Annotated in this window: 12 protein-coding genes; 8 read left to right on the top strand and 4 right to left on the bottom strand. The window is 38.8% G+C overall.

Features of this window, described 5'->3' with window-relative positions:
* The first annotated feature begins 87 nt into the window (after positions 1-87).
* The 3 genes from PR799_RS00640 to PR799_RS00630 are packed head-to-tail and all read left to right on the top strand — an operon-like array spanning position 88 to position 4,279.
* Entirely contained in the window at positions 88-789 is a 702-nt protein-coding gene (locus PR799_RS00640; protein ID WP_132495887.1) for a fimbrial biogenesis chaperone, read from the top strand.
* 8 nt (positions 790-797) lie between these two features.
* Positions 798-3,272 carry a fimbria/pilus outer membrane usher protein gene (locus tag PR799_RS00635; RefSeq protein WP_272521014.1) on the top strand — a complete coding sequence of 825 codons (2,475 nt, stop codon included), beginning with the start codon at positions 798-800 and terminating at the stop codon, positions 3,270-3,272.
* Positions 3,263-4,279: a fimbrial protein gene (locus PR799_RS00630; protein ID WP_272521013.1), complete on the top strand. Its 1,017-nt coding sequence runs from the start codon at positions 3,263-3,265 to the stop codon at positions 4,277-4,279. Before PR799_RS00635 ends, PR799_RS00630 begins: the two co-directional genes overlap by 10 nt.
* 232 nt (positions 4,280-4,511) lie before the next feature.
* On the opposite strand, the gene PR799_RS00625 is transcribed toward PR799_RS00630, so the two are convergent.
* A complete protein-coding gene (locus tag PR799_RS00625; RefSeq protein ID WP_132495890.1) occupies positions 4,512-4,823 on the bottom strand; it encodes a helix-turn-helix domain-containing protein in 312 nt (103 codons plus the stop codon).
* A gap of 626 nt (positions 4,824-5,449) precedes the next feature.
* Here PR799_RS00625 and grxB point away from each other — a divergent pair.
* Positions 5,450-6,094, top strand: a complete 645-nt coding sequence (grxB, locus tag PR799_RS00620) for a glutaredoxin 2 (protein ID WP_154626795.1) — start codon at positions 5,450-5,452, stop codon at positions 6,092-6,094.
* A gap of 82 nt (positions 6,095-6,176) precedes the next feature.
* Here the strand turns inward: grxB and PR799_RS00615 are convergent, their stop codons facing one another.
* Positions 6,177-6,614, bottom strand: a complete 438-nt coding sequence (locus tag PR799_RS00615) for an META domain-containing protein (protein ID WP_154626799.1) — start codon at positions 6,612-6,614, stop codon at positions 6,177-6,179.
* 14 nt (positions 6,615-6,628) lie between these two features.
* On the bottom strand, positions 6,629-7,627 hold the full coding sequence (locus PR799_RS00610; protein ID WP_272521012.1) for a 2-hydroxyacid dehydrogenase: 999 nt from the start codon (positions 7,625-7,627) through the stop codon (positions 6,629-6,631).
* A gap of 276 nt (positions 7,628-7,903) precedes the next feature.
* On the opposite strand from PR799_RS00610, the gene PR799_RS00605 reads away from it, so the two are divergent.
* From PR799_RS00605 to PR799_RS00590, 4 genes are all read left to right on the top strand, one after another.
* Positions 7,904-8,413 (top strand): AAA family ATPase, encoded by a 510-nt coding sequence (locus PR799_RS00605; protein ID WP_272521011.1) that lies wholly within the window; start codon positions 7,904-7,906, stop codon positions 8,411-8,413.
* 235 nt (positions 8,414-8,648) lie between these two features.
* Positions 8,649-11,279, top strand: a complete 2,631-nt coding sequence (locus tag PR799_RS00600) for a YdbH family protein (protein ID WP_336298629.1) — start codon at positions 8,649-8,651, stop codon at positions 11,277-11,279.
* 38 nt (positions 11,280-11,317) lie between these two features.
* Entirely contained in the window at positions 11,318-11,503 is a 186-nt protein-coding gene (locus tag PR799_RS00595) for a YnbE family lipoprotein (RefSeq protein WP_036948339.1), read from the top strand.
* Positions 11,500-11,829, top strand: a complete 330-nt coding sequence (locus PR799_RS00590) for a YdbL family protein (RefSeq protein ID WP_272521009.1) — start codon at positions 11,500-11,502, stop codon at positions 11,827-11,829. The genes PR799_RS00595 and PR799_RS00590 overlap by 4 nt, the downstream gene beginning before the upstream one ends.
* A gap of 49 nt (positions 11,830-11,878) precedes the next feature.
* On the opposite strand, the gene PR799_RS00585 is transcribed toward PR799_RS00590, so the two are convergent.
* Positions 11,879-12,478: an FMN-dependent NADH-azoreductase gene (locus PR799_RS00585; protein WP_272521008.1), complete on the bottom strand. Its 600-nt coding sequence runs from the start codon at positions 12,476-12,478 to the stop codon at positions 11,879-11,881.
* Positions 12,479-12,492 lie beyond the last annotated feature (14 nt).

Below are 12,492 nucleotides of genomic sequence, written 5' to 3'. Positions count from 1 at the left end.
TTTTCAGTCAGTTTTTATCGGCATTTTCGATAAAAGCATGAGTTAGTAAGCGGTGGGTTAACTGCCGCTTTTTGTTTTGAGGCCCACATGAAAGCCATTCTATTTAGTCTTTGCTTACTGTCTAGTGTGACAGCATTTGCAAATAACATCATCGTTAACGGTACTCGTTTTGTTTATCCTAGCGATGAAAAAGAAATCACTATCCAATTAAATAATACGGCTGACCGTCCTGCTATGGCTCAAACATGGCTTGATACAGGTGATGCATCTGAAACACCTGATACCATTAAAACGCCATTTCAACTCACGCCGCCGATTTCCCGAATTGAAGCAAAAGGTGGGCAAACCATCCGCATTAAGCTGATGGATAAATCCGCCTTACCGCAAGACAGAGAATCCTTATGGTGGCTGAATCTATTAGATATTCCACCAATGGTCAAAAATAAAGCAGAAGAAAATCAAAATGTGCTGCAATTGGCTATTCGTTCTCGTTTTAAATTTTTCTATCGCCCATCAGGCCTAGGTAGTCGCGAGCTTGCTCCTGAACAACTCGTTGTTAAAGCAGATGGCAGCAAACTTAATATCGGCAACCCGTCACCATACTTTATTACTATTACAAAAATTTCTACTGATGGTTCTAACGGATTGAATAATGAAACAATTTTTTTAGAGCCTAAAAGCCAGTCGACGGTGACGCTCAAGCGTGCACTGACGTCAGGAACTAAGATTATTATTAACAATATCAATGATTACGGCTCAGATGTAGCGGTAAAAACTACCGTTAAATAGGATTTAGAATGAAGCAGAGAGAGTTAAAAAATAAATATACAAACTTACTCTCAGTGACAGGTTTAGTCACAGTCTGTGCTTTACCTTCGTTTTATGCTTGGAGTGAAGAAGATACCACGTATGAATTTAACAGCGGTTTCATTATAGGTAGTCAAGAAAACGTTGATTTTGACAGATTTAATACGACAGGGATCGGCCCAGGAAAATATTCCGTTGATGTGTATACCAATGGGAGTTGGAAAGGGCGATACGACCTTGATTTCGTCGCAAAAGAAAATGGACAGTTAGGAACTTGCTATACCCCAGCTCTGTTATCTGACTTGGGTATTAATATCGAAAAATTTGCACCGACGGCAAAACCCGATAGTCAAGAGTGCCTTTTTTTAACTCAGTGGAATAGTGACCCTGATGTTAGCGACACATTTCATTCATCAACGTTACGAGTTGATATTTCTGTTCCTCAAATTTATGAGCAGAAATCATCTCGTGGCTATGTCTCTGAACAATTCTGGGAGACAGGGATCCCTGCATTGAATTTGGGCTATATGAGTAACTATTATGATAGTCACTCAAACGGTAACAATAATGCGAGTGCTTATCTCGGATTAAATGCAGGGTTAAGTTATGACGGTTGGTTATTAAAGCATATTGGAAATTTAAATTGGCAACGTAAAGAGGGTGCTAATTGGCACAGTAACCAAACCTATTTACAACGTCCTATTGTTGGATTGAAGTCTAAAGCAACCGCTGGTCAGTTTTATACTGATGGGGATATGTTTGACAGTATCAGTTTATTAGGGGCTAAAATTGCCACTGACGATACGATGTATCCTGATAGCATGAGTTCTTTTGTACCTGAAATTCGTGGTGTTGCACAAAGCAATGCCCTTGTTACCGTCAAACAAAACGATGTCGTTATTTATCAAACCTCAGTTTCCCCAGGGCCATTTAACCTCAATGATGTATACCCATCTGGTTATGGTAATGACCTTGTCGTAACTATCAAAGAGGCCGATGGAAGTGAGTCTTCATTTAGTGTGCCTTATACGTCGATGGCGCAGTTACTACGTCCCGGTTATACCCGTTATCAACTGTCCGGCGGTAAATCAGATGCTAAAGGTATCAGTAACCAGCCGTTCATTATGCAAGGTACTTTGCAGCACGGTTTAAATAACACTTTTACACTGTATGGTGGTGTCACTGCATTTGATGATTATCAGGCTTATTTGTTAGGTGCGGGAGTGAATACAGTCATTGGTGCGGTTGCCGTGGATGTTACTCAATCAAGAACTGTATTCAATCAAAAAACGGATATGGGGCAAAGCTACCGGTTTACTTTCAACAAGTTATTTTCTGATACTGACACAAACCTTGTGCTAGCGGCATACCGTTATTCAACAGAAGATTATTATAGTCTTTCTAATGCGCTTTACACGATTGATGCAGATAAGAAAGGAATAGATAGCTCATTAGGGCGCGAGAAAAACGGTTTTAGCTACACAATTAACCAAAATTTACCGTACGACTTAGGAAGCTTCTATTTCACTGGGCGTATTTCAAGTTATTGGAACCGTAGCGGTATCGAAAAACAGTATCAATTAAATTACAACAATCAATTTGAACGCTTTTCGTATGGCATCTCATTTATGCGAGTTTATTCAGATAATACGCAAAGAACGCAAGATGACCGTGTGAGTTTAAATGTGAATTTCCCGCTCTATTTCGGGGATCGTAATTACGCTGCCATTACCTCAAACACCATCTTTAATAATGATAAATTTGGTTCTTCACAAGTGGGTGTTAATGGATCATTTGATACAGAAAATAATTGGACTTATGGTTTAAATACGTCGATTGAAGAACACGGTAATAGTAACTTTGCACTGAACACGGGATACCAAACTTCAGTCGTGAATACGAATGCGAACTACAGCCAAGGTAATGGTTATCGCCAATATGGTGCTTCAGCTAATGGATCAATGGTGGTGCATGCTGGTGGAGTCACATTCTCGCCAAATACCTCTTCAACGATTGCATTAATAGAAGCGAAAGGCGCGGAAGGGGCTTCTATCATGGGGTCACAGAATACCAAAATTGATAGCCATGGGTATGCGTTGGCTCCTTATGTTCGTCCTTATCGTATTAATAATGTCGACATTGACCCGAAAGGTAGCCCAGAAGACATCGTGTTTAACAGCACCACAGCGCAAGTTGTACCGTATGAGGGTAGTGTTGTAAAAGTTGTTTTTGATACGAAAATTGAGAAAAATGCGGTGTATAGCGTCGTTCGACCAAACAATAAAGCGCTGCCATTTGGTGCCAATGTTTTGGACCCACAAGGGAATTACATTGGTGTTGTAGGGCAAGGTGGTACCGTTTTTATCAGTAATAATGAATCTAAACTTGCGACAGTAAAGTGGGAAGGCGGCGAGTGCTCGTTCCCATTAACGGCGGAAAACAGTCAGGAGAGTCTATGTCAATGATCAAAAAATGGCGCTGGCTAATTGGTGCTGGTGTTCTCCTTACTACTCAGTATGCATTAGCTTTCGGATATGCAGATGTTTGTTATCGCAAGAATGTAAGACCAATAGATCTCAATATGACTTTAGGCAATGTTGTTGTTGATCCAAACCTTCCTGTTGGAGGGGTTATTATGAGAAAACAATGGCCTATGCGTACTAATGGCTATCAATCGTATTTAACATGCTATGGAACGAATGCGCTTCAAGCTGAAGTGGTGATGGGCGGCCTGCGTCATTTAGGTGATGGCGTTTATCAATCCAGTATCCCAGGGATAGGAATGAAATTTGAACGAGGTGGAAACCAAGTCAATATTCTCTATCCCGGTACTCATACGATTTACGGCGGGCGAAATGGTGTAAGCGTATACCTTGAAAACTCAACGTTCACATTAACGTTGATAAAAACTGCACGAAAAACAGGTTCTGGCACAATTGCCAATGGGCAGTACACTGAATATGGTTACAAGCATAATACGGATCCGCTAATTCGGACGTATCTACAAGGAAATGCAATCACCATTGTATCGCCATCTTGCTTAATCAATGGTGGACGAGAACAGAATGTGACACTCGCGCCGATAAAGCGCAATCAATTGACCGCTTATCAAGCACCTGTGGGAGAGATTGATTTTGATATTACCATGGAGTGTAACGGTGGAATTACCTATTCAGGATTAACTACATTTAATATTGATTTTCGTGGAAACGCTTCGGCTAGTGATGTTAATGGTGTACTAAGAAATGAAGAAGCTGGAACTAATGGTGCAAAGGGTGTTGGTATTCAAGTGATAGAGAGAAATAGTAAAGCACCATTAAGTTTTACTCGTAGTTATAAAGTAGGTACCGTAGTGAATAATCAAGATGATTTGTTAATTTTTCCTTTAACAGCTCGATATTTTCCTTATGAAAGAGCGATTTCGGCAGGTGATGTTCGGTCGCATTTGGTTTTCAATGTAACCTACGATTAAAAAGCACATTAATTTTCTATAATGAATCGCATATTTTTAATAAAAAACATGCGATTTTTTTATTTTTAAATTAATGCTGGCCAGTGGTGTGAGGTCGGATGTTTTATTATATATAATATGCAATTTTAATTTTTCAAAAGAAATAAATACCCAGGAGGCTAATTTTAATCAATAAAGATTAATTATTACATTATCCTTAACTGGGTACTTTTAGATAATCAAAAAAAGATTATTATGCGTGATGTTTAGATGGAATAATTACACTTTCTGCTGCGTATTGTAATTCTCTATTCGGAATATCGAATGAATGGTCATCGTTATTATTAATTTCACTTTTATAACCGTTAAAAAACCATTCGATTGGGCACATTAAAATTTCAGCAATATCAAGCAGATGGTCGATCGGGATCTTGTTGACTCCATTTTCATACCGCGATATTTGCTGCTGACTTAAATGTAACTTATTGGCTAGATTTGCACCTGACAAGCCTAGCTCTTTTCTCCGGTTTTTTATTCTAAGACCAATGACACTATGAATGTCCATATGACATACTCAACTTATTATTAAGGTTATTATCAGTCGTTTTCACTATATATTATATTAAATTACAAGCTGGTTTAAAAGCTAATAATTAAATTTAACGTCAAATTAAAGTGTTTAACTTTCAATGATAGTCTTTCATTTAACGATAGTAATATTCAAAAGTTTGAGGCTTGTTGCTGTAATGCCATTTTGAATATTCTGAATTGAAATAACAATAAGAATATCCCGCTAGAATTATGCGGTTAAACCTGTCTATTTAATAAAATCGACATTTTCTTATTTGTAATCTAATTGTTTAATATATTGATTGGTTTGGTTAAATTGTTCCATTTTGGAACTTTTTTTGTTGGTTAGGAGATATTCTATATTTCCCATCTCCTTAAAAATTATTTATTTTGAATATAAATGAAAATATAAATTAATGAATTTAAAATACAATATCGTGATTTATTTGTGAATTAAAATTTAATTTGTATTTTGTTTTATTTGATTTTTATAATTAAATATAACTAAATCCATTATATGAAATAATAAAAAAGAAATTTCTTTAACGCTACACTAAGTATAAAGATCAAGTATACTTGAGTTAACTTAATTTGCTTTATCACTGAGTGTGCGAGGGTAACATGAAACTGTATATCTATGATCATTGTCCATTTTGTGTTCGTGCCAGAATGATTTTTGGCTTAAAAAAAGTTGCGGTAGAAGAAGTTATTTTGTTGGATAACGATATCGAAACCCCAACACGTATGATAGGACGCAAAATGGTACCTATTCTAGAGAAAGAAGATGGTAGCTATTTACCTGAGAGTTTAGATATTGTGCGTTATGTTGACCAATTAAGTGAACCCCGTTTAGCTGCAGGAGAAATTAGCCCTGAAATTGATAGCTGGTATAAAGCAGTTTCTTCGACGGTATCTAAATTAGTGACACCACGTTTTACTGAATCTGAATTTCCTGAGATAGCGACAGAGGCGGCTAAAACCGCATATATCCAGCGTGTTAGCAAGTTTCATGGGGATAATTTATCCGTACTGCGTAAAGAAACGCACACGCTGTTGATTGAGTTAGAGCCGCATATGGATCTATTAGATGTATGGCTAGAAAAGCGTAACAAAGCACTTGTGGATATTAACGATTTTATTATTTTCCCTGTGCTGCGCAGCTTAAGTATTGTGAAAGAAATAGGTTTTAGCACCACAATTCATGACTATATGGATCGCACATCAAAAGCGACGGGAATTAATTTGTTATTCAGCCAAGCTAAGTAGCCTTTAACGGATAGCAATAGAATAAGATAAAAAAACCGCCAGATTAAAAATGGCGGTTTTTTATTTTGTAATAAAGGCAGAATTACTGCATATAATCACTCAAGGTATAAACAAGTTTATAATGCCCTTGTGTCAACGTTAAATGATCTTTGGTTAATGTTACTGTTGCACCATTTGTTAACATACGGTTAATTAAGGTATCCCATCGTGAAAGATCCTCATCTACGCACTCTAATTCTGTTTTACTTAATGTTTTAACTTTCAATGTTGCATTATTAATTGCGCCCATTCCGTTAAAGTCATTACACATAGAGGCAGAGACAAACAATTTTTCACCGAATGAAATGGACGGCGCGGTCTGTTTTTTGGCAATGCGCTGACCATCCACTTCAGTTAAGACAAAATTATGATGCATCAGCTGTTGCTCAAGGGATTGCTGACTGCTACCTGCCTTTACTTGATGGGTTTGGCAAGCTGCAAGTAACAAACCAAAGAGAGTGAGCGGGATCAATCTTTTCATGATGCAAGATCCTGCTAAGGCTTCACAACATTCGGGCAGCTTTCGCCACGACTGATTTGTTGAATATTACTCAGTGTTGTTAAGCTAATACTTGTTAAAGCTTCTTCGGTTAAAAACGCCTGATGACCAGTAAATAAGACATTATGGCAAGAAGATAATCGGCGGAAGATATCATCTTGAATCACATCATTAGATTTATCTTCAAAGAATAGATCTCTTTCATTCTCATACACATCCATGCCCAATGCGCCAATTTTTTGGGATTTAAGTGCATTAATAGCAGCCGCAGAATCGACTAATGCTCCACGGCTGGTATTGATGATCATCACGCCCGATTTCATGCGATTAAATGCATTTTCATCCAGTAAATGGTGGTTCTCCGGTGTTAAAGGGCAGTGCAGAGAAATAACATCGGATTCCCGATACAAGGTATCTAAATCGACATACTCGGCACCCAGATCAAGGACGGCTTGGTTAGGGTATGGGTCATGAGCCAGTAAGCGCATCCCAAAACCTTTTAAAATTCGTAGTGTGGCTTGGCCAATTTTGCCCGTACCAATAATACCCGCAGTACGGTTATGCATATTAAAGCCAGTTAAACCTTCAAGAGAAAAGTTAGCATCTCGAGTACGTTGATACGCACGATGAATACGGCGATTCAAGCATAGCATCATGCCAACAGCATGTTCTGCAACAGCTTCAGGGGAATAAGCCGGGACGCGAACGACTTGAATGCCCAACTCATTGGCGGCATCCAAATCAACATTGTTAAAGCCTGCGCAGCGTAACGCGAGAATATGGACATCGAGAGCCGCGAGCTCTTCCAGCACAGCACGGTTCGCTTCATCATTAACAAAAATGCAGACTGCATCAGCACCGACGGCGTTTTTGGCTGTTTGAACCGTTAATGGAAAATCAAAGTATTCAATATTAAAATTAAACTCTGATTGTTGGTTGACCTGTTCCATATGTTTGCGATCATACTGTTTGGTGCTATAGGAAACAATTTTCATCAGAGGAACTCCATAATTTATAGGAACCAATAAATGACAAGCTGTAGGTAAAACAAACAAACCTACAAAAATATGCATTCAGAATAAGGCAATTAGTGACGTAAATCACCTCTAAATTAAGAAAATATCTTACTGTTTACGTTTGATTTTCGTTTGCTCACTATCTTTAACAAAGACAGCCATTTTTAGTGTTAACATAATGCAACTGTTAAGTTTTATTTTTCTTCTTTTACAGAATAGATTGGTTTTAAAGAATAAAGAAAGTTAAGGAGCAGCGTGAAAATTTGCATTATTGGTATATCGGGAGCAGGAAAAACAACGCTCGCTCAAAAGTTATCGGAAGAATTTAGTCTCCCCGCATATGCTTATGATGAAATTTATTGGGATAAAACCCAAGCGGAATATGTTAAAAATACGCCGGAAACTATGAAGTCGCTGATTTCGGAGATCAAATCTAAAGAAAGCTGGATAATGGAAGGCTCTTATGACAAGCGTTTAGCACCTTTTTTTGCCGATAGTTCATTAATTATTAGGCTCAACATTCCTTATCGAGTTTGCGCGTATCGGATCATTAAACGCTTTTTAATATCGCAATTAAAGGGGGGGCGACCAAAAGAAACCTTCATGAATACGATAGAGCTACTGCATTTCGCTAAGCAATTTGATCAGCGATTGGATGATTTTTTTGCAGCTAATCCGATGTTTGCCGAAAAAGTGAAGGTTGTGCATGATACACAATCATGCTTTCGTGAAATGACAAACCATGCAGCATCGCATAATCACTAAGAACTGACTGAAAATAATAAAGTAACAGAGTGAACGGATAGGGTTAAGTTGTTCATTTCTGCTTTAAAAGATTAGAATATATTTATCTAAATAGAGAAAGTTATTATGGAAATGACCTACATCGCAATGCAAGTCGTCGAACTACTCGTGCCAATGCACCCTTTCACTTTATTTTCATCCATCTCATCAATGATATTCATCGCTGCTTCATGAAGATGATGCTCAGAGAATTTTCATGAAACGGGCAATAAAAATACTGTTTTTCTTATTAGGGGTGAGTGTTGTGCTCCTAATCATATTATGGTCAACATTAACCCGTTGGGCGCCCGTTGTTGCTAAACATTTTTTACCCACACCAGTGACACTGTCACTTTCTGAACCACAACTTGTTAATCATCAAATTAGATTCCCGAGTGTGGGATTAAGTGCAAATAATTGTTCTCTTGCAACACTAACGAATGCCCGAATCTCTTTTTTCCCGATTAGGGCCAAAGTTGATGGGCTTGATGTTAATGCGGAATGTTTGGATGGCATCAAAACGAGTGAGGAGTCACCAAGTTCTCCTATAAACATCACCGAGATACTGGATGCTATCCCTCAATTTTCACTCGTCATTGATAAAATCACACTGCATTCTTGGGAGCAGTATCAAGGCAGTTTATGGTTACGCAGTACCGCTGATTCGCCACTTATGTTGAATTATCAAGGGGAAAATGTACAGGTTTCTTCTTTTGTTAATTCGCAAAATCAACTGATTATACAACAATTTTCGGCGATGTTACCTCAGAGCGCATTAGCGTTAGAAGTGGATCAAAATAAGCCACAAGAAGAGCCTCAACATATTGAATTAACAGCGCAATTAGCTTTACCTCTGACGACGGCTCAATTGCCCGAAACGGGAGATATCGAAGCCCAATTTAAGCTTATTGAGTTAAATAAACGCTTAAATACAAAACTGCATTGGCAGCGCGATCAAGGCTTACTGACCGTTACAGATCTTGAGCAGCAACACGAATTATTCCATCTTCCATGGCAGGTTTCATCATCACAAGTGACCGTGACGGATGGGCAATGGCGCTGGGATGATGGAGAAATTCCACTTCATGGTGGAATTGCATTTCAAATTGATAACTGGAATCAAACCCTGAGTGAGTTTGTGGTTTCAGGTCGTTTGAACATGTTGACTGATGCGAAAAAAGGAAAAGCTAACTTAGTCCTTACGCTTGAGCCTAGTCGTATCAATCTCCTCGATGCGGATATTGATTTTAGACTCAACGGTCAAGTGAAATACGATGACATGGTACTGGATATTAATTTGCCAGCGAAAATTGCAGGCCAGTTGGTTTCACCCACCGTCGCATTTATGCCTGGTTCGTTATTGAGAGCCTATGGGCGGGTTTCACCGACGATTCTGTTACGAGAAATACGCTTACCTTTGGCGGGTACCCGGTTAAATGCCGAAGGAATTTCGGGGCGCTTACAAGCAATTTTAAAGGTAAAGGAACAATATTGGGGTGACTTTAATATTCATCTCGATGGCAGTGCGAATAAATTTAATATTGATAAAGGTAAATGGTTCTGGAATTACTGGGGTAATGCTCAACTGCCTGCGTTAGCGGCTCGTTGGGATGTTAAAGGCAACGGGAGTTGGCAAGATACACAATTAACGCTCAATAGCTTAAATACGGGATTTGACCAAATTAAATATGGTTTACTCTCCATGTCTGCTCCACGTCTTAAATTGACATCCCCGTTGGTTTGGCAGCGAGATCACGCAAAAGCGGATTTTTATGGCGCATTACAATTAACCAGTAATCGAATGTTATTTTGTGCAGATAGCTATTTGCCTAAAATTACGGCGAATGCAGAACTTAAAGGTACATCCCCAGCCAGTTTTCAGTTGAAAGGGGATTTAAGTACCCGACAAGTAGGACCTATTGTTATATTTGGACGCTGGGACGGTGAACGTCTGCGTGGTGAAGCACGTTGGCCTGAGCAGTCAGTTAAAGCATTTCAGACATTAATTCCGAAAGACCTAGGTATTGAATTACGTGAAGGTAAACTATTTTCTCAAGCTGCTTTTTCCATGACACCAGAAAATGGTTTTATTGCTGGTGGACATTGGCGAGTGCAAAATACGAGTTTATGGATGAAGGATGGCGAGCTTAATGGTTTGGATTTTGTCTTACCGTGGAAATTGCATAATAGCACCTGGACATTAGGTGAAAAATCACCCGTTGAGTTACGCATTAAGCACGTCTCGAATTTATTTGAATTCACCGATATCAAAGCGGATTTATCAGGAACGTATCCGCCGACTGAGACTCATCCGATCCAGCTTAGCAATGTTGGTTTTAAAATGTTAGGTGGGGAAATCAATCTCGATTTACTGCGCTGGCCACAAAATAAACCGGCAACAATTAGCGTCCATCAAGTGGAGCTTAGCGAGCTATTCACAAAACTAAAAGTTTCACAATTTGCTGTTTCTGGCCGAGTAAATGGTGAGTTGCCATTTTACCTGAATAATCCTGATTGGATTATTAAAGGGGGATGGATGGAAAATAACGGACCTTTGACATTACGCTTAGATACCAATTTTGTGGAGTCTATTGCCAAAGATAATATTTCAGCAGGATCGGCGATTGGATGGCTACAATATCTTGAAATTCAACGCAGTCGTACCGATGTGAATGTTACAAACTTGGGATTGCTCACTATGTCGACTATTCTTGAAGGGTATAACACCAAAGAAGCCAAGAAGCGTGAAGTTCACTTAAATTATCACCATGAAGAGAATATTTTTCAGTTATGGCGCAGTTTACGTTTTGGTACTGGCTTAGAAGAATGGCTCGAAAAGAATATATAGAAGAGAAAAGGACTAACGTGAAAACATTAAAATTGATCATGATGATGGCAATGGCATCGCTATTAACGGCATGTTTACGCGTAGAAGTCGCTACGCCAGATAAGCCAATTAACATCAATATGAATGTTAAGATTGAACATGAAATCCAAATTAAAGCTGACCGACAAGTTGAAGAGTTATTAAAGGAAAACAGCGATCTATTCGGTGAGGTACCTGCAAAATGATGAACTGGTTTAAAGTCGTCACGTTATGTTCCACATTAAGCATATTTTCTGCATTTGCTCTGACGGTGGAAGAAGGTAAAACTCATGGTATGGTGGGGGAAACCTTATCGGGATATTTGGCGGTAATTGACCAAAGTAGTGCAGATGCAAAGCAATTGGTTGAACATATCAATGCGGAAAGGAAAAATCGATATACAGAAATTGCTGATAAAAATGGGCTTAAAACCAATGATGTCGCAAGAATGGCTGGGCAGAAATTGGTTGAACGGGCGCCGACGGGAGAATATGTACGCAGTATTAATGGGCAATGGATGCAGAAAAAATAAAATGCGCACGAAAACTAACATAGTGCGCACTATTTAACGAGGCCTACTGCTAAGCAATCAGTGAATCAATATGGTTTTTCGCATGTGATTGCGCTTTCTCTGCGGATTCAGCGCTTAATGCAGTACCTTCTGCGAAAACAAATTCAATATCTGTAATACCAATAAAATTCAAAAATAGGGTGATGTAAGGCACCATGATATCCGTTGGTGTATCTTTATAAATCCCGCCTCGGCTTGTCAGAACATATGCACGCTTATTGGTTAATAAACCCACAGAACCTTGTTCGGTATATTTAAAGGTATGCCCTGAACGGGCGATAAAATCAAAGTAATGTTTCAACTGAGACGGCACGGAAAAGTTGTACATTGGTGCGGTGATCACCAGAACATCACTTTGTTTAATCTCATCAATGAGCTGATTGGATAGGTCTAAATGTGCTTGTTGCTGCTCGGTTTTAGTGTCAGTAGGTGCAAAAGCTGCTAAAATTTCGCCATCAATCGCAGGGATAGGCTGGTTAACTAAATCTCGAACTATAAATTCATCATCGGGATTTTTTTCTTGCCACTGTTGTACAAAATAATCAGCCATTTTATTGCTGTGTGAATAATCTGCCAAAATGCTTGATTTCAATAGTAGTACTTTACTCATTATTTTCCTCGAAA

It is taken from the genome of Providencia sp. PROV202 (assembly GCF_028479565.1).
Lineage (GTDB): Bacteria > Pseudomonadota > Gammaproteobacteria > Enterobacterales > Enterobacteriaceae > Providencia > Providencia zhijiangensis.
The sequence above is the reverse complement of the archived record's forward strand: the minus strand, read 5'-3'. Positions and strand labels throughout refer to the sequence as shown.